Annotated in this window: 21 protein-coding genes and 1 pseudogene; 4 read left to right on the top strand and 18 right to left on the bottom strand. The window is 37.0% G+C overall.

The features are described from left to right. Positions 1-32: 32 nt before the first annotated feature. From tpx to sppA, 5 genes are all read right to left on the bottom strand, one after another. On the bottom strand, positions 33-533 hold the full coding sequence (gene tpx / locus V7164_RS08950) for a thiol peroxidase (protein ID WP_066292325.1): 501 nt from the start codon (positions 531-533) through the stop codon (positions 33-35). 159 nt (positions 534-692) lie between these two features. Next, positions 693-1,157, bottom strand: a complete 465-nt coding sequence (gene ytfJ, locus V7164_RS08945; RefSeq protein WP_335353936.1) for a GerW family sporulation protein — start codon at positions 1,155-1,157, stop codon at positions 693-695. Positions 1,158-1,175: 18 nt separating this feature from the next. After that, the gene (locus V7164_RS08940) at positions 1,176-1,865 is read right to left on the bottom strand and encodes a DUF2953 domain-containing protein (RefSeq protein ID WP_335353935.1); all 690 of its coding nucleotides are present in this window, start codon (positions 1,863-1,865) and stop codon (positions 1,176-1,178) included. Between the two features lie 101 nt (positions 1,866-1,966). Continuing rightward, positions 1,967-2,356: an RDD family protein gene (locus tag V7164_RS08935; RefSeq protein WP_438823974.1), complete on the bottom strand. Its 390-nt coding sequence runs from the start codon at positions 2,354-2,356 to the stop codon at positions 1,967-1,969. A gap of 155 nt (positions 2,357-2,511) precedes the next feature. Beyond that, positions 2,512-3,522 (bottom strand): signal peptide peptidase SppA, encoded by a 1,011-nt coding sequence (sppA, locus tag V7164_RS08930; protein ID WP_335353933.1) that lies wholly within the window; start codon positions 3,520-3,522, stop codon positions 2,512-2,514. 196 nt (positions 3,523-3,718) lie between these two features. On the opposite strand from sppA, the gene V7164_RS08925 reads away from it, so the two are divergent. Beyond that, positions 3,719-4,519: an NAD kinase gene (locus V7164_RS08925; protein ID WP_335346474.1), complete on the top strand. Its 801-nt coding sequence runs from the start codon at positions 3,719-3,721 to the stop codon at positions 4,517-4,519. A 60-nt stretch (positions 4,520-4,579) separates the two neighbouring features. On the opposite strand, the gene rarD is transcribed toward V7164_RS08925, so the two are convergent. The 7 genes from rarD to ezrA all read right to left on the bottom strand — a co-directional run bounded on the left by rarD (position 4,580) and on the right by ezrA (position 13,903). After that, a complete protein-coding gene (rarD, locus tag V7164_RS08920) occupies positions 4,580-5,512 on the bottom strand; it encodes an EamA family transporter RarD (protein ID WP_335353932.1) in 933 nt (310 codons plus the stop codon). Between the two features lie 86 nt (positions 5,513-5,598). Next, positions 5,599-7,209, bottom strand: a complete 1,611-nt coding sequence (locus tag V7164_RS08915) for an amidohydrolase (RefSeq protein ID WP_335353931.1) — start codon at positions 7,207-7,209, stop codon at positions 5,599-5,601. Between the two features lie 309 nt (positions 7,210-7,518). Then, entirely contained in the window at positions 7,519-9,105 is a 1,587-nt protein-coding gene (mbcS, locus tag V7164_RS08910) for an acyl-CoA synthetase MbcS (RefSeq protein WP_335353930.1), read from the bottom strand. Positions 9,106-9,305: 200 nt separating this feature from the next. Then, positions 9,306-9,500 (bottom strand): alpha/beta-type small acid-soluble spore protein, encoded by a 195-nt coding sequence (locus V7164_RS08905; RefSeq protein ID WP_335347557.1) that lies wholly within the window; start codon positions 9,498-9,500, stop codon positions 9,306-9,308. 124 nt (positions 9,501-9,624) lie between these two features. Beyond that, entirely contained in the window at positions 9,625-10,830 is a 1,206-nt protein-coding gene (gene thiI, locus V7164_RS08900) for a tRNA uracil 4-sulfurtransferase ThiI (protein WP_335353929.1), read from the bottom strand. A 1-nt stretch (position 10,831) separates the two neighbouring features. Next, positions 10,832-11,974 (bottom strand): cysteine desulfurase family protein, encoded by a 1,143-nt coding sequence (locus tag V7164_RS08895; RefSeq protein ID WP_335353928.1) that lies wholly within the window; start codon positions 11,972-11,974, stop codon positions 10,832-10,834. Positions 11,975-12,217: 243 nt separating this feature from the next. After that, positions 12,218-13,903 carry a septation ring formation regulator EzrA gene (gene ezrA, locus V7164_RS08890; RefSeq protein ID WP_335353927.1) on the bottom strand — a complete coding sequence of 562 codons (1,686 nt, stop codon included), beginning with the start codon at positions 13,901-13,903 and terminating at the stop codon, positions 12,218-12,220. Between the two features lie 240 nt (positions 13,904-14,143). Here ezrA and hisJ point away from each other — a divergent pair, with 240 nt between their 5' ends. Continuing rightward, entirely contained in the window at positions 14,144-14,935 is a 792-nt protein-coding gene (gene hisJ / locus V7164_RS08885) for a histidinol-phosphatase HisJ (RefSeq protein WP_335353926.1), read from the top strand. Positions 14,936-14,965: 30 nt separating this feature from the next. Here the strand turns inward: hisJ and refZ are convergent, their stop codons facing one another. Beyond that, the gene (gene refZ / locus V7164_RS08880; protein WP_335347562.1) at positions 14,966-15,601 is read right to left on the bottom strand and encodes a forespore capture DNA-binding protein RefZ; all 636 of its coding nucleotides are present in this window, start codon (positions 15,599-15,601) and stop codon (positions 14,966-14,968) included. Positions 15,602-15,863: 262 nt separating this feature from the next. Between refZ and V7164_RS08875 the strand changes: the two genes are divergently transcribed. After that, positions 15,864-16,343: a GAF domain-containing protein gene (locus tag V7164_RS08875; RefSeq protein WP_335353925.1), complete on the top strand. Its 480-nt coding sequence runs from the start codon at positions 15,864-15,866 to the stop codon at positions 16,341-16,343. A gap of 42 nt (positions 16,344-16,385) precedes the next feature. On the opposite strand, the gene megL is transcribed toward V7164_RS08875, so the two are convergent. Together megL and V7164_RS08865 are read right to left on the bottom strand one after the other, a co-directional pair. After that, entirely contained in the window at positions 16,386-17,576 is a 1,191-nt protein-coding gene (gene megL, locus V7164_RS08870; RefSeq protein ID WP_335353924.1) for a methionine gamma-lyase, read from the bottom strand. A 123-nt stretch (positions 17,577-17,699) separates the two neighbouring features. Continuing rightward, entirely contained in the window at positions 17,700-19,589 is a 1,890-nt protein-coding gene (locus V7164_RS08865) for a sensor domain-containing diguanylate cyclase (protein ID WP_335347565.1), read from the bottom strand. 547 nt (positions 19,590-20,136) lie between these two features. Here V7164_RS08865 and rpsD point away from each other — a divergent pair. After that, positions 20,137-20,739, top strand: coding sequence for a 30S ribosomal protein S4 (gene rpsD / locus V7164_RS08860; RefSeq protein WP_335353923.1), 603 nt, complete (start codon positions 20,137-20,139; stop codon positions 20,737-20,739). Positions 20,740-20,853: 114 nt separating this feature from the next. Here the strand turns inward: rpsD and V7164_RS08855 are convergent. The 3 genes and pseudogenes from V7164_RS08855 to V7164_RS08845 form a co-directional block, all read right to left on the bottom strand. Next, a pseudogene (locus tag V7164_RS08855) lies at positions 20,854-20,967 on the bottom strand (VOC family protein); the annotation flags it as partial. Between the two features lie 279 nt (positions 20,968-21,246). Next, the gene (locus V7164_RS08850; RefSeq protein ID WP_335353922.1) at positions 21,247-21,501 is read right to left on the bottom strand and encodes a DUF1292 domain-containing protein; all 255 of its coding nucleotides are present in this window, start codon (positions 21,499-21,501) and stop codon (positions 21,247-21,249) included. 572 nt (positions 21,502-22,073) lie between these two features. Beyond that, on the bottom strand, positions 22,074-22,280 hold the full coding sequence (locus tag V7164_RS08845) for a hypothetical protein (RefSeq protein ID WP_335353921.1): 207 nt from the start codon (positions 22,278-22,280) through the stop codon (positions 22,074-22,076). Positions 22,281-22,552: the final 272 nt, after the last annotated feature.

The following is a 22,552-nucleotide window of genomic DNA, read 5'->3' as shown; positions in this document are numbered from 1 at the left end:
GGCGCTTTTGCATTACTTTTTCGAATTTCTACTTACCTCGCTGCTTTTGCAGCTTCTACCGCAGCTTCATAGTTTGGATGGTCAGTTGCTTCACTTACATATTCGGCGTAAGTAACGGTGTCATTTGAGTCTACTACAAAAACAGCACGTGCTAATAGACGTAATTCTTGAATAGCAACTCCGTATGCTTCCCCAAAAGAAAGATCGCGATGATCTGATAGAGTTTGAACATTTTCAATTCCAGCTGCCGCACACCAGCGTTTTTGGGCGAAAGGAAGGTCTACGCTTACAGTTAAAATCTTTACATTGTCTAATTTCGAAGCTTCTTCATTAAAACGGCGAGTTTGTGCGTCACAAACTCCTGTATCAATAGAAGGAACCACACTGATTAAACGAACTTGGCCTTTAGAATCTGCTAAAGTTACTGCTGATAGATCATTGGCAAGAACATTAAATTCAGGAGCTTTATCTCCTACTTTCACTTCATTTCCTAAAAGCGTTACTGCGTTTCCTTTAAACGTAATATTTGCCATCCTCTTCATCTCCTTAAACAATATATGTACATTGTAAATATATCCTCTTAACTAAAGATTTGCAATTTTATTGACTTTATTTCTTACTTACTTTAGCCATAAAATATTAGCCAAGAAAAAAGTTAACCTTCCTGAATTTTGGAAAGTTAACTTTTTAAATTAAATATTTAAATCATGTTTTGGACCGTCATATTCATTTGTAGGGGTGTGATTACTGCTTCCCTGGTTATTCTTGTTATTAAACATCTGCTGAATTTTGTCTACTGCTTGAGGAGCAAGATCAAGTATTCTCTCGTATAAATGAGTGCTTTCATCAAGGTGAACCATTTTCACCCCGCTTGAATTTACGATGAGAAAAGCAATAGGCGTAATGGAAACTCCTCCGCCGCTTCCTCCCCCAAATGGATTACCGCCAGATTGTCCCTGTCCGCCGCCATTTGTTTGTCCCTCTAGTTTAAATTCGCTCCCTCCGGCCGCGAAACCGAAACCAACCTTTGAAACCGTTAAGATTACACTGCCATCTGGTGTTTCAACTGGGTCACCGATTATAGTATTGACATCAATCATTTCTTTCAGATTTTCCATGGCAGTTGTCATTAGTCCTTGAATTGGATGCTCAGACATATACTGCACCCCCCTTTTCTATATTGATTTAGTTTTATTATTAGACAAGGCAGATAAGGGTTTTGCTTTAAAATTAGGTCTTCCGCCTTTCCAATATTTAAGCAATTTAATTCCTGCTAACATAGCATGTCCGATTCGAAAATAAATAATACATGAAATGGATGTCTTGGATAATGCAAATTGAAATTGAGGAGTAATGCTTAAGCTGGGAATAGTCTTAAGTCGCATAAAGTGACTGACAATGCCGATAATCCCCCCTTTAATACCCCAAAATGCACCTGTAAGCATTCCTGTGTATGCGGCATCTCCAATACCAAAAGCTGTGTGCCATTCCATCTTTTGTATGGTAACCTTTCGTAAAAACTTCCTAATAATTTTATTAAAGGATACCACTTTTCTAAGCAGCTCTTTCATATCATGAAAACTATTTAGCAAGTCATCCGCATCATATTGCCTTGTATCTTTCTTATTGGATTGATCTTTCGTACCCTTCTTTTGTTTAACTACAATAGTTGGTGAATTATCATCAATTTTAATAAGCGGGAGCTCTATTTTATATCTGATTAGACCGAACCATGCCCTGAATTCTATTTTTAGATGATCATCATCATTATGATGGTTATAATGAAAATAAACCTTTAATTTCGTAATAAGAATGATAATAAAAATAATGACCAATATCGCTAAGGCAATTAGAATCCATTTCAAATCAAGTCACAACCTTTCAGCCTATTATTATTGCCGCCAAAAGGAAAAATAAACCTGCAGGCTATAAACAGCCATGCAGGTTTATTTAAGAATAATCAATATTATTTTTCATGGATGACTGTTGTATCAGAAAAAAGATCATGCAGTCCTTGCTTTTTTGGTAAAAAGGCGACAACCACATACCCAATCATAATTGTTGCTGAAATAAAACGGCCAATCCATTCTCTAAAAATGATCGTTCCCCATGTTAGCTTCTGCCCTTTTAAATCAACCACTTTTAACCCAAAAGCCATCTTTCCAAGTGTTTGATTGAAGAAACGTGTCATCAGAACAAAATAAGCATAGAACGTAACAGCGGTTGCAATCGTAATCGGCGCAAAGATATTGAATTCAGTTAGCGGAATGTCTAAAGCTCGAAAGATAGGATTGATCAGAATGCGATCTATACTCCCAATGACAATCAAGTCAAGCAAATAAGCCCAAAATCTCATCCAGAAACCCGCAAATCGTACGGGAGCCAGTTGGCCAATTTGGTCACTTTGACGATGAATGCTTTCAGTTTCTGATTTCGCTATTGCCAATAATTCTTCACTTTTTTCATCACTTACATTCATTTCTTCATCTGATCGGTTCATCTTTGCACCTCCTATTCTGCATATAAATACATGAGACGCGGTGAATTAGGCTGTGACAAAAGCTTCATCAGCCCCGCCATTTCGATATCTTTGCCCATAAGCTTTTGTGCTCCCATACTAAACATGGAACCAAAACCAAGATTTTCAGTATATCTCACAACTTGTGCACCCTTTAGCTTATGATCCTGTTTAAGGGTGTCAATGACATCATCCAAGTATCCAAAACCATCAATTAAGTTTAATTTCTGTGCCTGTCTGCCGTCATAAATTCTTCCATCTGCAATTTCCTTTACTTGAGCAACAGGAATATTTCGTCCTTCAGAAATGACCTTTACAAATCCTTCATAGGAATTGTCAATCATCGATTGAAGGATTTCTCTTTCATCAGCTGTCATTTCTCTTGACGGACTCATAATATCCTTATAAGGCCCGCTCTTGATGGTTACAAAATCCACGCCATATTTTTCGGCAAGACCAGAATAGTTAACACCTTGCATAATGACTCCCAAAGAGCCTGTTAACGTTTCTGGGCTAGCGAAGATTTTATCGGCAGGTGCAGATATATAATATCCGCCTGAAGCCGCCATAGATCCCATTGAAATATAAACTGGCTTATTCGTTTCCGATTGAATTTCTTTGATTTTATCATGAATTTCTGCACTTTCAACGACCCCTCCTCCTGGAGTGTTGACCCTTATGACGATGGCCTTTACCGTTGAATCATCCTTAACCTGATCAAGCTTCTTCATAAATCCTTTATGGTTGTAGCCTGCGCTAGAAAAAAGTGAAGCAGCATCACCCGTATCTTGAATGACTCCATCTACATCCAAGACAACAATTTTCTTCATTTGATTGCCTTCATCCACTATTTCTTCAACAAAACCGGCATTGCTCGAAGCAAATAAATCAGTAATCGAAGTTTCAAAATCTTTAAATGCCAGTCCCGTAAGGAAATTCGTCACAATAGAAAAAACAAATAATACACCCGCAATCCCTAATGCGGCCCAACGCTTTCCATTCATTTTTAATCCCCCTTAATTAAAAAAGACAAACTGCATAACTTATCTTTATACAATCCAGTCTTTCATACGTATTAAACTTTATAAATGTTTCAAAAAAGTGTAAACTGAGTCGAGAAACATTACCTATCATACCAAATTTTTCAACAATGTTGTTTGAATATGCACTTAATAATCTCTATTTTTTGGAGGAATTCACATGACTACTCGTCGAAATGTTTATTTTTATTATAATAATAATTCTGAAATGAAAGAGAAGGTTGAACCCCTTCATGAGCTTGCACTAGCTCATCAATTTAATATTGTGACTGATTACAAAAAAGCAAACATAATTGCAAGCATTGGCGGAGATGGTGCGTTTTTGCAGGCTGTTCGGAAAACAGGATTTAGAGATGATTGTTTATACATCGGAATTTCTACTATGGATCGTCCTAGCCTTTATTGCGACTTCCATATTGATCATCCAGATCAAATGAGTGAAGCGATGACAAATGAAAAGGTTGAAGTCCGTCGATATCCAACTATTGAGGTATCTGTTGATGATCAAACCTCCTTTTATTGTTTAAATGAATTTAGTATACGCTCAGCTATTATTAAAACATTTGTGTTAGATGTATTTATCGATGATTTTCATTTCGAAACGTTCCGTGGCGATGGAATGGTTGTGGCAACGCCAACAGGGAGTACTGCGTATAATAAATCATTAAAAGGTTCGATTGTAGACCCGCTTATTCCTTGTCTGCAGGTAAGTGAAATGGCTTCCTTAAATAATAACCGGTACCGGACACTTGGTTCATCCTTTATTCTAAGCGGTGACAGAAAATTAACATTTGGGGTTGTGCAGGACGGGAATGATCATCCTACAATGGCAATGGATAATGAGGCATTAAGCATTCAGCACGTAGAGAAAGTTGATATTAAACTTAGTGGTAAAATCATAAAAACAGTCAAATTAAAAGATAATTCATTTTGGGAAAAGGTACAGAGAACATTTTTATAATGTAAATTTGAGGAACTGTCCTTTGAACAGCTCCTCAAAAATATTATTCTCTTATTACTCTCAAACTCCTAAACTATTTCCCTTATTTCTTTTAGAATTTAAAAAAACAAAAAACTTTGTTTTAGATAATGAAAAGATTGTAATGGCAGACCAAATAAAAATAAATGAAATCAAATGTACTTTCGTAAAATGCTCATGGTAAACGAATACCCCAAGAATTAATGAAATTGTAGGTGCGATAAATTGTAAGAATCCTAAGGTGGACATTGGTATTTTTTGAGCACCTTTTGCAAAATATAGAAGAGGAATGGCAGTAGCTGCCCCTGCTCCAATTAGCAGCAGATCCGTTCCAATTGATACAGATAAGAATGACTGGTTTCCTTTTACGAAAAGAACGGCCATATAAATAAAAGCTAGTGGAGTAACCACAAGTGTTTCGAGAGCTAGCCCAATGGAGGAATCTACCTTAATCATCTTTTTTGATAACCCGTAAAGGCCGAAAGATAAAGCTAGAAGAATTGATATCCATGGAAAGCTTCCATAAGAAATAGTCAGAATTAGAACGCCAATTGCCGCTAGCGCAAACGAAAGATACTGTGCCTGCGATAATCTTTCTCTAAAAACGATCATCCCCAATAAAACACTAACAAGTGGATTTATATAGTATCCAAGGCTTGCTTCAATTATTTGATCCGTATTAACTGCCCATATGTAAATAAACCAGTTACAGCTTATTAACATTGACGCCATAATAAGTGCGGATAATTGCTTTTTATTCGTACGGAAATTCTTCAAAATTTGAAGAAATTCTCCCCACTTTTTTGTTACAAGCAGAATCCCGACCACAAAGAAAAAGGACCAGAAAATTCGGTTGACCAAAATTTCGTCCGCGTTAACATGATGAAGGAGCTTCCAATATATCGGCAGTAATCCCCAAATGATATAGGAAAAGCCAGCATAAAAGACTCCTGACTTTATTTCATTATTTTTCATATTTATTCCTCAATTCTTTCTAGTATCGAAATATTAATATTATAGTTCGAACTGAAAGATGCTGGCAATCTTTTAATTTTATCCATTTAATCTTTGTTCGATGAATCAAAGACAATTTTTCCGCCAATTATCGTTTTTGAAACGGTAATATCCGGTATGGAATGTAAGTCAATGTTAAAAATATCCTCTTTCAAAATGGTAAAATCAGCTAAGAACCCTGCTTTGATTAACCCTCTATCATTTTCGTGACAAGCAGCATAGGCACTCCCCTTAGTAAATAGTCCGACAGCCTCGAAAACGGATAATGCTTCTTCTGGAAAATAAACTGTTTTTTCCGGATCATTGATATTTGTCCTAGTAACCGCTGCATGAATACCTAAAAGCGGGCTTAATGGTTCGATTGGTGCATCTGATCCCCCAGCACACGGAAGACCTTCCTTTAATAACGTGTTCCAAGCATACAGATATTTATCCTGTTCCCCGCCGACTCGGTCTATCACCCATGGAAAATCAGAAGCAAGAAATCTTGGTTGAATATCTAAAATTAACGGCAGCCTTTTTGCACGTTCAATTAAATCCATCCGAAGAATTTGGGCATGTATGAGCCGATCACGCCCATTCCCGCTCAATGGATGTTTTTCAATTGCATTCAAAACCATTTCAAATGCTAAATCACCGATCGCATGAACGGCTACAGGCAATTTATATTCTCTCGCCTTTTTAACAAGTTGATTTAATTGATCCTGTGAAAAGATCGCTACGCCTGATGTAGAAGGATCATCAGCATATGGGTGACTTAGCAATGCAGTACTGCTTCCTAATGAACCATCAGCAAAAATCTTCATCGCTCCAAATTCAATCCATTCATTACCGCTCAGAAAGGTTTCTCCCGCTTCCTTCATATCATCTACAACAAGGTGATGAACTAAAAGATGAGCCCGAAAGGAATAGCCTTCCTCCTCAATGATATCCTTAAAAGCTTGTAATGTTCTCTCGTATCCGCCATAGTAGCTTAAATCCTCTGTATGTACACCTGTTAACCCTAATTTGTAGGCACTTTGAATAGCTGCACGAATGTAGCTTTTTAGATTGGCAGCAGATACTACTGGAAGAACACGATATAAAAGTTCTTGAGCCTCTTCCTTTAGCAAGCCATTCAGCTTTCCATTTTCATCTCTTCCTATCACCCCTCCTTCCGGATTAGCTGTATTTTGATTGATATTTGCAGCTTCGAGTGCTTTAGAATTTGCAACAAGTGCATGTCTGCAAACCCTCTTAAGAAAGACAGGATGATCCGGAACAATTGTATCTAATTCATAATTAAAGATGGGTGTAGCTCGGGGCCCCCATAGATTTTCATTCCAGCCATCGCCGATAATCCATTCTCCTTTTTCAATTGTTGCAGAATATTGCTTTACGGCCTGCAGAGCTTCCTCTTTCGATTGACAATTTGTTAAATCAAGTCGATTCAGCTTTTCACCATATCCAATAAGGTGCATATGGCTATCAACAAATCCAGGAAGCATCGTGTCACCATGTAAATCAATATTGCTCTCTATTTCATGGCCGAATCTCTGCTTCAAATCTGCCTCAGTTCCCATTGCAACGATTCGGTTTCCTTTCGTATAAACAGCTTCTACCTTATGATCTTGCTCTAATAAAGAATAAATATTTCCACCGTACCAAAGTGTGTCCATGTCCATACCTCCATATTAGTAGAAAAGTTGAAGCGCCTAGGTCACCCCCGACAAGCACAAGCCAATCCTCACAGAAAGGTGAGCTCTACCTTTCAGGTTGGGCTTGTGACCTCGAGGTCGACATAAACGCGAAGTCCTCCCAAAAGCTTCACTTTTGGTCGTGCGATGATTACGCTTCCGAAGCGTTACTTGTCCTGTCGCATTGCCGACACTAGTACGTCCTGTACTTCGGGGGTAGGCGCTGAAGCTAGACAAAATGCAGGCGGTTTTTCGCCTGCATGAATAATTTATCGCTCTAAAATATTGTGTTTATTTTTTCGTTGCTGCTTCCATTTCTTGTTTTCGAAGTTCAACACGGCGAATTTTACCAGATGTTGTTTTTGGCAGCTCAGCTAAAAACTCGATTTTACGAGGATATTTATATGGCGCTGTCAGTTCCTTCACATGTTCTTGAAGGGTTTTCACAATGTGCGAATCGTCTTCATTTATTCCATCCTGCAAAACAACAAAGGCTTTGACAATATTCCCGCGAACCTCATCAGGGCTTGCAACGACCGCACACTCCTTCACAAAAGGATGTTTGACAAGTGCATCCTCCACCTCGAATGGTCCAATTGTATAGCCAGAACTGATGATGATATCATCTCCGCGGCCTTCAAACCAGAAATAACCCTCTTCATCTTTCTTTGCTTTATCCCCTGTAATATAATAAGCTCCTCTGAACTGCATGGCCGTTCTTTCAGGATCTTTATAATATTTTTTAAATAGGGCTGGTGTATCTATATGAACAGCGATATCTCCCACCTCATTTACTCCGCAAGGTTCGCCGTTTTCATTGATAATTTCTACACTATTCCCTGGTATAGGTTTCCCCATAGAACCAGCCTTTAAATCCATTCCTTTTGTAATACCAACAAGCAATGTATTTTCTGTTTGGCCATAACCATCACGCACAGCCACATTAAAGTACCTTTTAAAAGTTTCAATTACTTCACTATTCAAAGGCTCACCTGCTGAAACAGCACTTCTTAAATTCGGCAGCTTATATTCATGAATATTATCTACCTTTGCCATAATTCGATATTCTGTAGGTGTACAGCATAGAACATTTACTTCATACTGCTGAAGAAGCTGCAAGTATTTCTTTGCTTCAAATTTTCCATTATAGACGAAGCCAGTTGCTCCAGAGCCTAATACGGAAAGGAATGGACTCCATATCCACTTCTGCCAGCCCGGACCTGCTGTTGCCCAAACAGTATCACCTTCTTCGATACAAAGCCAGTTTGGTGCTGCCGCTCGCAGATGGGCAAATGCCCAGCCATGAGTGTGGACAACGCCTTTTGGATTTCCTGTCGTCCCGGATGTATAAGAAAGAAACGCCATGTCACTTTTACTTGTATCAGCCAATGGCAGCTCGTCCGTAGCAGCTTCCATTTCTTTATTTAAATCGATCCATTGTTCTTGCGGGCTTCCAATCACAAACTTTGGTAAATTCTCTATTTCCTTTATATGTTCAAATTGATCGACATATGGGAAATAACTAACGATACCCTTTACATCACCATGTGTAATCCGATATTGGAGGTCTTTTGTTCGAAGCATTTCAGAGCTTGGAATGACTACTAAACCAGCTTTTAAAGCTGCTATGTATACTTGATAGGCTTCTATAAGCCGAGGAACAACGATTAAAAGAACATCACCTTTTTTCAGGCCATGTTGAAGGAAAACATTCCCGATTCTGTTTGCATTTTTAAGCAGTTCTTTGTACGTAACCTCTTTTTTGTCCCCAAGTTCATTTTCCCATTTAATTGCAAGCCTATTAGAATCACTTGCAAATCGCTCTATTTCGGATACTAGATTGTACTTCTCAGGTGCTAATAAGTCTTCACGCTTCATCAAATCTCCCCCAATAGTCTGTCTAATCTCATGCCTTGCTCAAGATGGTTCTTTTAAAATGATTATACTAAATTAATTTGAAATTTTAAATTATTTAGTATCAAAGGTTAGGTTTAACCTATATAGGCAAGGGAAAATAAAATAGGAGCAGGATGTAAATATCCTGCTCCATGTAGCCATATTATTTTTTTTTATTAAGATTAGCGACCACCTAATTGCTGTTCAGCCATTTGTACTAAACGCTTAGTGATTTCTCCTCCGACAGATCCGTTAGCACGAGATGTTGTATCTGCTCCAAGGTTTACACCAAATTCGCTAGCAATTTCATACTTCATTTGGTCAAGAGCTTGTTGCACTCCAGGAACTAGAAGTTGGTTTGAGCTGTTGTTTGCCATGTGACTTCACCTCCTTGTGAGTATAGAATGTGTAGAATCACATGGCCATATTCAAATATTTATTGGTAATTGTTTCAACTTCTGGCAGATTAAGAGAGCCTTGTCGACCAACTTTTATAGAGCATTAAAATAAATCTTCTAACATTTCCTGCTTTAAAGATTCCGGTTTAATCCGGATCGTTTCCGTATTTTCAACAGCTTTTCTAATATAAGGCTCATAATCTGTATAACTTTCATAGTACTGTACCTTTTCACGTTTAGGTTTTGTTTTTGGAGATGAAGGAACGAACACTGTACAGCAATCCTCATAAGGCTGATTCGATATTTCAAATGTATCAATTTGATGGGCAATATCGATAATTTCGGACTTATCCATTGTAATTAACGGCCGGATGATCGGAGTATTTGTTACATCATTTATTGCGTACATACTTTCAAGTGTTTGGCTCGCAACCTGTCCAAGGCTTTCTCCAGTAATGATCGCCAAGCCTTCATTGTTCTTCCTTATTTCATCTGTAATTCTTAGCATGAGCCGCCTAGTCGTAGTCATCGAATAATTCTCAGGAATCTGCTGCTGAATGAGCTGCTGAATTTCAGTAAATGGCACAATATGAAGGACAACTTCGCCGCTAATATGAGCCAGCTTTTCTGATAAATCCAAAACCTTCTGTTTCGCCCTCTCGCTCGTGAAAGGAGGACTATAGAAGTGAACCGCTTCTAGCTCTATACCTCTCTTCATGGATAGATACCCGGCTACAGGGCTGTCGATTCCGCCTGACAGCATCAGCATGGCTTTTCCGCTAGAACCGACCGGAAGCCCGCCAGCACCCTGTATCGTTTCACATGAAAGATAAACACCTTCTTCTCTGATCTCAATTTGAAGATTGATATCGGGATTTTTTACATTGACCTTTAAATCCTCTACATTTTTTAAAATATGGGTGCCGAATGTATGATTAACTTCATTTGTATCTTGATTAAAGGTTTTATCTGCTCTTTTTGTAGTAATTTTGAATGTTTGCCCTGGCTCGTAAATTTTCCGAAATAGCGACAGGGCTGCTTCTTTCATTTTTTCTAAGTCTTTTTCCGTTTTTACCGCGGGGCTGAATGATTGAATACCAAATACATGCCTTAAACGCTCGATGATTTCTTCACCGTTTTCTCCATTTAATAACACGAACATTCTTTCTCTATTTGCTTCAATTTTTATTTTTTCAAAATTACGGAGAACCCTTTTAATATTTCTCCGTAATTGATCAATAAATAACTTTCTGTTTCTTCCTTTTGTTGATAATTCGCCATATCGAATAAGAATACGATCATAATTCATTTTAGTTCATTACCTTTCTTAGCCTAGCAACGGCTTCGTTTACTGCCTTCATAAATTGCTCTGCCTCATTAAGTGTATTATCATAGGATAAGCTAATTCTAATAGCGCTCAACGCCTCTTCCTCAGGAATGCCCATAGCGATTAATGTCGTGCTTGCCTTTTGCCTTTTTGAAGAGCATGCACTTGTAGATGAAACGTAAATATCCATTTCCTCCAGAGCATGGATGAACACTTCAGCCTTAAATCCTTTTATTGAAAAATTAATAATATGAGGAGCCGACTGGCAAATAGGGGTATGAATAGTAACCCCTTCTATCATTTCCAATTTGTCTCTTAAAAAATCCTTAATTTTTACCATATTATTTATTTGCTCTGTTTGCCGCAGAATTGTTAGCCTAAGAGCCTTCGCCATCGCAACCATACCTGCAACATTTTCAGTTCCACTTCTAAGCCGCCATTCCTGTCCTCCGCCTGTAATTAATGAAGAAATCTTTACCCCATCTCGAACAAACAGAGCTCCAGTCCCCTTTAGGCCATGAAATTTATGCCCTGATATTGTGCATAAATCCACTCGGCTTTCACGAATATTCAGAGGCACTTTCCCAATACCTTGAACAAAGTCGACATGAAAAAGGATTTTAGAATATTGCATGAGAAGCTGTCCAATTTCATGAATTGGCTGAATAGAGCCAATCTCGTTATTTACGTGCATAACGGAAACTAAAATGGTGTCATCGCAAATCGCTCTTTCAATATCCTCTACCTTTACAATCCCGTTTTGGTCAACAGGGATATAGGTGACCCGAAAGCCCAGGTCCTTTAATTGCTCTATGGATTCCTTTACTGAAGGATGTTCAATTTCGGTTGTTATTAAGTGCCGGCCCCTGCCTTTATGCATGAGAGCCGCACCTTTTATCGCAATATTATTACTTTCAGTCCCGCCGGAAGTAAAGTATATTTCATTTTTTTGGACATCTAAAAGCTTGGCTATTTGTTCTCTTGCTTGGGAAAGCAGCTTTTCCGATTGAGCACCTAGCCCATGCAAGGAAGATGGATTTCCGAAATACTCAGAGGAAACCTTTAAAAAAGACTCTAAAACCTCTCTATAAGGCTTAGTCGTTGAACTATTATCAAAGTAAATCATTTTTACTTTCCTCCTAAAAATAAACGGATGGCAATTGTAAATCTTAGCATAAATATAATCGATTGAAAATGCATCTTTCCTATATTATCGCAAAAAATGAAAATTAGGCGTAATACGTTTTAAGTTTATTTGGCAAATTTTTAATGATCTTAATGGGACAAAGAATTTAGAATCCACTAAAGACCTATCATAAGATAACCAAAGAAGAAGAGGTATCCCTATTCGGACACCTCTTCTTCTTTACTATTCACTTATTAATTCTTCAATCTTCTTCATTGCACTAGGGTCAATTTCCTCTACCGCTGTTGCTGCCTGCTCTAAGGCTGTCTTGTAATCAAATCCTCTAAAGGAAGCCTCTGCATCCTGTAAGCCTCTTGCAACTGAGGGATATCTTCTCCGATAGCGGTTTCCATACTGAATAACTTTTTCAACGAGCATGACCGTTTCAATCATATCATTTGTTGTATTTACAATTTTCTCCACAGTCAGCACAGCAACCTCTAAATATTGCTGGATCGTTTGGATATTCAGCGGCTTTTCATCAAGCTTCAAAATGACATTTCCAATGCTCTCTTTTGCATCTTCCATTAAATATAAATAGTCCTGAGGAAGCCCTGGAATATTGCTTTTTGAAACAAGCCTTGATGTTTCAGCCAATCTTTTTCTTAAATCATTAATGCTTTCACGAGCAGCCATTTCATCTTTTCTTAGTGCCTGAAGCTTTTCTGCAAACTTAACATGCTCTTCCTCAATCTCTTCCAATTGTTCTTTAATTCCTACAAGCTCCGTTTTAAGCAATGTATGAGCCGTGTTTTCTGAAATTATTTTGTGTTCCAGAACCTCATAACTTTTATTTAATTGACTTAACTTCTTCTCTAGCTCTGTCTGAATGATTATATCCTTTTCTGAAAGATGGTAGCTTTGACGAACGAGCTCCACTTCATCCTTTAACTGCCTGTTTATTTCTTTGTTCGTAAATAACATATTCCTTGTGGGCTCATCCTGCTGTCCAATATAATGCTTCGCATGAACCTCAGCTTCAAGCAGTTCATAAAGGAAATCAATGCTTCCCTTAATTTCTTCTATTCCTTTTTGTACATCTGTCATGTCAGCTAACTCGATTAGACTTAAATAAGCCGTTGTTTCATTTTCAAGTCTGTTTATTTCTTTATCAAATTCAATATGATCAAGGATATATCCCTGTTCAACCATTTCTTTGTATCCGTCACTCAATTCTTTCAATTGAGATGGGATTTTCGATTGACACTCGACAAGAAATTCAGGGATTCTATCCATTTTAAATTTAACTTCATTTAGCTGAGCATGAATGGTTAAAACAATTTCCCGTGCTTCTAGATAGTTGCCATTATCTGTTTTTTCATCAAAAACTTCAAATTTTGCAAAGGTTTCATCTAAATGCTGCTCAAGAATATCAGCTGTTTTCCCATATGTGTGATGATGTGCCAATAAGGATTTCTTGCTCTCGCGATATAAATCCTTCAACTCTTCAATATCTGACCTATTCTTTTCTTCGCTTCCAACTAGCTCGTTCAATTCGTTTAATAACTTTTTAATATTTTCTTCAATTTCGTTTAAAAAGTTTTCGGTAGACTGCTGTACTTCTTTTGCCTTCCTAAAGCGGTATTTATCGATATATTCCTCCGCATCGAATAAATATTCTTCAACATTTGGAAGCTGGGCCGTAACAATATCATCCCATTCAGTTCTCCAGCGCTCAAACAATTCTTCCGTTTGTCCAGTCATATTTAATTGCTTTACTTTAGACATTTCATCGAGAACAGGGCGATTAACAATATCCATCTTCCATGTTTCAAGCCGATCTATTTCTTTATAATATTTTTTCTTTAATATGTATCCTGTTAAAAAAAGCACGATCACGATGACGATGCCGCCAATAATATATTCCATTCTCCAAAAAGCCCCCTGTTCTGTACCGAGCCAAATCCTTCTATATCGAATTAAAAATAATGTTCAGTTCAATGTTTTTATGATACCATGTATACGACAATTTTTGACTATTAATTTCAATTTTTTATCTAAATTAGGGAAAAAAATGTACATTGTATTCTTTATTGAACACTAAGCGTGTCATTTTTTCAAATATTTTGCCTTTTCTTGAATTTTACAGAAAGAAGGTTTAATTTTCTAATGGAAAAAGATGGACATATTCATACTCCCTTCTGTCCTCATGGCACGAATGATGCTCTTGAGGGTTATGTCGAAAAAGCAATTGCCTTAGGTTTTAAGGAAATATCATTTACCGAGCACGCACCACTGCCTATAGGATTTAATGACCCCACACCAGCCCGGGACAGCTCCATGAGAATGGAAGAGCTTGAGAAGTACTTGCAAGAAATAGAAAGGGTAAAATCTATCTTCAGTCAAAAAATCAAAATTAACACAGGACTTGAAGTAGATTTTATTGAGGGATTTGAAGAAGAGACGCGCTCCTTTCTAACTCAATATGGACCATTATTAGACGACTCTATATTATCTGTCCATTTTTTAAAGTTTGGAAATGGCTATGACTGTCTGGATTACAGCCCTGAAGTTTTTGGGCAAATGATTGAAAAATATGGTTCTATCGAGGCTATTTACGAGGCATATTTTCATTCATTGCTTAAGTCCATTCATTCTGACTTAGGTCCTTTCAAACCAAAAAGGATCGGTCATATGACGTTAGTGAAAAAATTCCAAAAAAAATTTCCGGCACAAAGGGAATTTGTTGAACTTATTCAAGAGGTCCTTTCAGCTATTAGTAATAAGGGATATGAGCTAGACTATAACGGCGCTGGATTTTCCAAACCTCTATGCAGGGAGCCCTATCCACCTAACTGGGTTGTAAAAGAAGCCATGAAAAAAGGGATCCCGCTTGTATATGGATCTGATTCTCATCAAATTAAGGATCTTGGGCAAGGGATGGATGAGATGCTTTTTTGAGGGAAATCCTGCTTAGATTTCCTTCCATTTTTATTTTACGGCTAGATAAATTGGCGGGTCATACGGCCGCTTGCATATAACCCCATCAATCCAGTGATAAACTTCACGAACGTATTTCTCAGCAAAATACTTTTCGTTTGGCATCACATGCAAAACTTCGGTCATATATTGTATATTTAAAAAAGGCATACTTAATAGCCCCTTTAATTGGAGAATCATATAATCAGGAGATAGAGTTCGGAATTCTCTCGTTATCATTCCTCGTTCAAATACTTTACTTAAATAAAACCTTTCTTTCATCAAATAGGTTGACATAATTTCACGAACAACCTGAGAGTCAATCGAAATTTCCCTCCATATTAATCTCGTTAAATAAATATTTTCAAATTGATAATACATCACATTTTCCGTAATTTTTCTCAAACAGCCTGCTGCACCCTGATCAAGGGTTGAAAATCCATCTTCAATTTGCTCCACATACCCTTCGAAAAAAACTGTAAAGCAATGCTCTAGCAATCCGTGTTTATTATCGAAGTAATAAGCAATATTTGCCGAGTTCACCTTTGCCTTATTGGCAATATCCCGTACCGATGTGCCATCAAATCCATTGACATTAAATAGACTGATTGCTGCATTAACAATTGCCCTTTTCACATCTCTGCTCATGTTTTCACCTGCTTTATAATTTTATTAGCTTTATTACAACAAACATATTCATCACGATCATTAGCGTAAAAACATAGATAGCGACCATAAGCAAATTGACAGTAACAGCGAAAAATTGTCAAATAACGTGGATTTCTTGTTATGTATAAACATTCTTGTTAAAATCACTATATCCTTTATAAAAATCTCGACAAAGTATTGGGTATTTCTTCTGATTTTGCGATTTTTTTAAAAACATTGATAGAAAGTAGGGTGTATGAAGTTGTTTAACGTCGAAACTTACCACGGGAAACGTGAAGAAAACTATAAATTAGTAAAAAAGCAGCTTGCTGCATTGCTTGAGGGGGAAAGTAATGTAATTGCAAATTTAAGCAATGCTTCCGCTCTATTAAACCAATTTTTAGATCGGATTAATTGGGTTGGATTTTATTTAATGGATAACAATGAGCTTGTCCTTGGGCCATTTCAGGGCCTTCCAGCATGTGTTAGAATTCCGATTGGAAGGGGTGTTTGCGGTACATCAGCAAAACTCATGGAAACTGTCCGTGTAGAAGATGTTCATTTATTCCCAGGCCATATCGCCTGTGACGCAGCATCTCAATCAGAGATTGTTATCCCACTCATCAAAAATGGCCAGTTAATCGGTGTTCTGGATATTGATTCACCTGAAAAAAATCGATTTGATGAGGTTGACCAGAAGGAGCTTGAAGATTTCACACGAATATTGGTCTCCTTTTTATAAATTGACAAGAAACGCGATGAAAAATCTCATCGCGTTTTGCTCTTATTCTACTTTTTCCAATGCCTGTTCAATGTCGTCACGAATGTCGTGCCAAGATTCAAGTCCAACAGACAGTCTTAAAAGCGTATCATCAATCCCCATTTTTTCTCTGGAGTCCTTCGGTACAGCCGCATGGGTCATTGTCGCTGGATGCTGAATTAATGTTTCTGCATCTCCTAGACTTACGGCAATTTTAATAAGTTTTAATGCATTCATAAAATTTTGAGCTGTTTCCTTTTCCCCTTTCAAAGTAAAGGAAATCATTCCGCCTGGTCTTCTCATCTGCTTCTGGGCAATTTCAAATTCTGAATTATGTTTATGTCCAGGATAATACACTTTGTTTACCTTTGGATGTGAAAGCAGGTAATCTGCCAATTTCTCTGTGTTATCACAATGGCGATCCATCCTTACTGCCAAAGACTTTAGACCCCTTAGCAGCAGCCAAGCATCAAAAGGAGAGATAATTCCGCCTATATCCTTTTGCGTTGTCATGGCCACTTCCTCAATAAACTCCTTAGGCCCAATTACAAGACCTGCAATCACATCTCCATGACCACAAATATATTTAGTCGCACTATGGATAACAACATCACAGCCAAGATTGATTGGATTTTGTAAATAAGGGGAACTGAAAGTATTATCTACTACAACTAGAATTCCCTTTTCTTTCCCAATCTCAGCAACCATTTGTAAATCTACAAGCTTCATAGTTGGATTAATAGGTGTTTCTACATAGATACAAACTGTTTCTGGACGGATGGCTTCAAGCAGCTGCTCCCTTGTTTCCATCGCAGAATAGTCATGACTGATATTATATTTATCATTCATCATCTGAAGCAGGCCAAATGTGCTGCCATACACACCTTGGGAGCATAAAATATGATCACCTGTTTTGGTCAGTGCAAACAGAACAGCAGACACAGCAGCCATTCCCGACCCAAATGCTAGGCAAGCTTCACCATTTTCTAATGCCGCTACTCTTTCCTCAAGCATTTTTACTGTCGGGTTCCCAAGTCTAGAATAAACAAAGCCTTCTTCTTTTCCAGCAAAGCGCCTTTCCCCTTGCTGGGCTGTTTCAAATGCAAATGTTGATGTTTGAAAAATAGGCGGTGTCAGACTGCCACAATATTTTTCTGCTTCATATCCTTCATGGATGACCTTCGTTTCGAAACTCACATCTTTTTTCTCTTTCATAAAATCTCCCCTCTTCAGTAAACGCTCTCATCATAAAATAAAAAAAGATCTCTTTACAGGGTATGCATAATATGAAAGTTTTGAATGCTTATTTAATGAGGAAAAAAAGACCTCGCCACAGAATTATGGCGAAGTCTTTTCAATGACAATATCACTTTCTTGAACAATGACTTTATTTTTTCCAGTTTGCTTAGCAACATATAATGCTTTATCAGCACGTTTAAATAATGAGGCGTACGTATCCCCTTGTCCTCTGGTCCAATGTGAAACTCCACATGAAATGGTCACTTGAGGGTTGGAACATTCACACACTCTCGCAACAAGCCTTTCAGCTATCACCACACCAGCGATTAAAGAAACACCTGGCAAGTAAATGGCAAGTTCTTCCCCGCCCCATCTTGCACCAATATCTGTTCCCCTAATATTGGCGTTTATCAGCCCTGCCACCTGAATGATAACCTCATCCCCAACTTGATGACCATACGTATCATTGATGGTTTTAAAATTATCAATATCAATCATTATAAACGTACCTTCATGATCTTCGTTCATCGATTGATAAATTTTATCATCGAGATAATTTCGCGAATATAGCTTAGTTAAATGGTCTGTTACAACCATCTTTTCAAGTTCCTCTCTAAGCATTGAGTTTGTAATAGCCAGAGTGGAGTGGTGGATCAAAGATTGCAGAAGCTTAAAGGTTTCAAAAGAGAAGCGATAAGGCGGCTCACTCATGACAAGTACAAACCCTTTTAGGACTCCAGACTGGGTCATAGGAACTGCCATTATCGATTTAAAATGCTTCACACCTGATTCAAATGACAATTGAAAATCACCAATAAAAAGGGACTCCACCTCTTTATCAATTCTGCCCTTTATATATTGGATATAGCTTTCTGCGTCACTTGTGTGAAAGAAAGCTGTACTTCCCTTTAATACCTCAATTTGTTTTCCACCTTTACCGTATAAGATGAAACCAACTTCTTCTGCTCCAAAAGAGTCCGAAATTTGCTCAGTCATAAACGCCATTGATTCTGTTAATCTTAAATTTGAGTTCAAGCGATGAGAAGTTTCATTGATTAATTTTAGGTCTGTAATAAGGCGCTTCGATTGCTGGTAAAGCTGAGCATTTTCTAATGCACTGCCCGCTGTATTTGCTAAAAGAGTGATAAACTCAACTTCACTATCTGGAAAAACAATGGTATTGGAAGCAATTACTTGCAAAACCCCATAAACGCCCTGTTTTCCTTTCAAAGGTGCATATAGAACTGATCGTTTCATTTGAACGGAATCTTCAAATTGAATATTGCCTGTTACATATGCCTGCATAGCCGCAATATTTTCGCTATTGAAGTCTAAATCCTTTATAGGCAGATCTTCAAGCATATGATTATCATGTGAAAGCAGGAGGTAGTAAGTGAATGTTGGATAGACCTCTTTAAGTGTAGAAATAATTTCGCCGAGGACATCATCCATATTCATCGTAGAATGAAATTTTTCTGTCACACGGAATAGCTGTTTATACCTTCTATCCTCTGATACTTTATTATTAAGTGATTGAACATTTTCAAGAAATTTTAAAGTATGATGACTTATTCCCTCGAGAACATTATCAGAAAGAGAGTTCATACCAGCTTCTTGCTCTTTCAAAGCCATAATTCCAAGAAAGGAATTCTTTTTCTCCAAAACTAGCATTAAATCATATTCTTCAAATCCCGGCAATTCACGATAAAAGGACTGTAATTGACCAACCTCATTTATCAATTCTTCCTTAGAAATATTTGGGCATGTCACTTGTTCTATGCTGTTAAGTGTAGAGGTCTCAATCAGTAATTTCTCTTTACAATTATTAAAACTAAAAAAAGTAGCTTCCTTGGCATTTAATAAGGTTTTGATGGCTGAGAGCATATTTTTCAATACATCATCATATACCAAAAAGCCATTTTCTGTATCTATGATATCAAAAAAATTACTTTTCAATTTCAATATTAATTCATGCTCATTATTAACCATCTAATCATCACCTATTTTCATTCCCGTTTCCCATATAAATCCATTATATATGTAAATAGACAAAAGTTCTTATTTCTTTTTGACTATTTCATTTCAACAGTCCCAATACTTATACCCGATTTGTTAAAACTAAACTGTAACCAATTTAAAAAAACCGATTAACATAAATCGGATAAACTACTCTTTTTTAATTCATTCACTAGTATCACTCTTAGATGGTTTTAATCTTACTTACTTTATTATATCATATATAAATGATGGGAGCAGGAAAAAATTAAGCCGCTTTCTTCACCATCTTCCGTAATACTCCTTGACTTTTCTTAATCAAAAATTATATAATACTCTTTGTGTAAAATATTGCAGCCTATGTGTACTGTTTTATGAATTCATTTTGTTCCTCAATTAGCTTTTCGAAGCTTTTCTGAAGAAGGGGTACTGCGTAACCCTTAGCTGCTAGGGCGAAGGTACATGAAAACAAAATGACCATAACTTATAGCACATCTGTTTTTATTTTACCAAAATAAAAACATTAAAGGAGGAGTCTTAAATGGCTCGTTATACTGGTCCAAGCTGGAAATTATCTCGTCGTCTTGGAATCTCTCTAAGCGGTACAGGTAAAGAATTAGAAAAGCGTCCTTACGCTCCTGGACAACATGGTCCAAACCAACGCAAAAAATTATCTGAATACGGATTACAATTACAAGAGAAGCAAAAGCTTCGTCATATGTATGGTGTAAATGAGCGTCAATTCCGTAACCTATTTGATAGAGCTGGCAAAATGGCTGGTAAACACGGTGAAAACTTCATGGTTCTTTTAGAATCACGTCTTGATAACGTTGTTTATCGTTTAGGCTTAGCACGCACTCGTCGCCAAGCGCGCCAACTTGTTAACCATGGTCATTTCTTAGTTGATGGCAAGCGTGTAGATATCCCATCTTACCGTGTTGCACCTGGTCAAACAATCAGCGTTCGCGAAAAATCTCGCAACCTTGACATTGTTAAAGAAGCAATCGAAGTTAACAATTTCGTTCCTGATTTTGTTACATTCGATGCTGACAAATTAGAAGGAACTTTCACTCGCTTACCAGAGCGTTCTGAACTTCCAGCTGAAATTAACGAATCTCTAATCGTTGAGTTCTACTCTCGTTAATTAATACGCTTTGTAAATAGCGTAAGTAAAAACCCTAGAAACCTTGTTATATCAATGGTTCTAGGGTTTTTTATTTGTTTTCTGTTTTGTAGAATCATCGCCTCCTTTAGCATGCTATCTGGAAATAAGATATTTTTCTTTGAAGATTGGACTAAGTTCACCCCATACATCAAATTTATTACCATCTAAATCATAAAAAACAAAATTCCTTCCAGAATGCCCTCTGTCCTTAAACAAGTTTTGAATAATACCTTTCCGCTTTGTTATATATAATGGAAAATCTATCTTCTCATTAATTTGTCGAAGAAATATGGTTTGATGGAACAAAATCGTTTAAACCATTAAATTCCATTTTACTTTGTTAATCATCTTTACGACCTATCATATAAATTCCCCCAATAAAAAAACCTGTATAGAATAAATTCTACACAGATTTTCGATATTCCTATTAGATTGTCAACAGCCCCATTAGCAAGGTTTTTTACTCCCTTTTTTTCCTGTAAAGTATTAGTCTTCTTGCATTATTTCATCAAAGGCTGAAGAAACTCTGTCGAATTCCTCATCGCTTTCAATGGCTGTGAAATCTCCATCCTGATTGACCTTTAAAAAGAAAATATCAATGTCTTCCTCGATTTCTTCTTGAAGATCCTCCACAAAGCTGACTGCAACGTATTCTGTCCCTTCCATATTTACGACTGCCAGCACTTCAATTTCCTCGCCCTGGTCATTTGTAAAGATTTCGCCTTCTTTAATGTTTTTCATGAGATAGCCCCTTTCTTTTTTTAAATTGTCTTGCACGGATCTTCGTTTAAAAGAATCATAATCATTTTATTTCCAAAGAAGTCTAAATTCATGTAGGAAATCCAGATTTAAACATTAAACATACAATTATTAATATATAACAAAATCACCTGAAAGTTTGAACTGCCACTAACCTCCGCTACTTAAAGAAGAATAAAGCATCCCAATTAAAGCAGAATGCACATATTTTTGTAACGATTCCTTCAAACAATTTTGTTGTATTAGGTTAATCTAACTGCTGTACATTCAATTCTGTTTTTCTTTTATCTGTTCACGGATCCTTTGAAGTTCTTCCAAAGAAAGTTCACCTAAAGATTCTCTAATTTCTTCCTCAATTAGTTTCCTATTGCTTTCTCGATATAGATTCCACCATTCTTTAATCGGTATGTCTAAAAAAACATTTATTCTGGTACTAGCTGACTAATGCTTATCTATCAAAATTTCACCAATAGCCAATAATTTGGAAAGAAAAATATTCACACAATAAGAAAAAAGTCGACTCGCCGACTTCTTTATCATTCCTTATTTCTACCTTATGAAGGTGTTACAATGGCTGCCGGGGAAGTACCTATTTCAGGCTCATCATCTTCATCGCTGAATTTTGCCTGCAAATTAAGGTTTGCTGTTGTTTCCTCAGTACTTCCTTTTGTTGTGCCATGGACCTTACCATCTTCGAGTTTTTCAATTATTTTCATTTCTGCCTCGGCAACCTCATTAGCTGATTTTCGCTCGTTCACCATAATCATCTCCATGTTTAATTATTAATCTGTATAATCCCCAATAATAACTTTTGTAATCTCTTTATTTAAATAAGCATTTCTAACCAAACTTATTACTTTAAATATTTACAGTGTTAAAGCATCGGACCTTCATCATCTCATAAATATTTCAACATAAATATTCAGTTTTCTTTAAAGTGTGTTATTCAACTAAATGGCCTATAATCCGTAGCGAGTGATTATTTTTAAACCTGTTTTTTATTATAACGCCGCTAGGGTTTTTCTTTTTGAAA

The organism is Bacillus sp. JJ1474, assembly GCF_036965225.1.
GTDB lineage: Bacteria > Bacillota > Bacilli > Bacillales > Cytobacillaceae > Cytobacillus.
The sequence above is the reverse complement of the archived record's forward strand: the minus strand, read 5'-3'. Positions and strand labels throughout refer to the sequence as shown.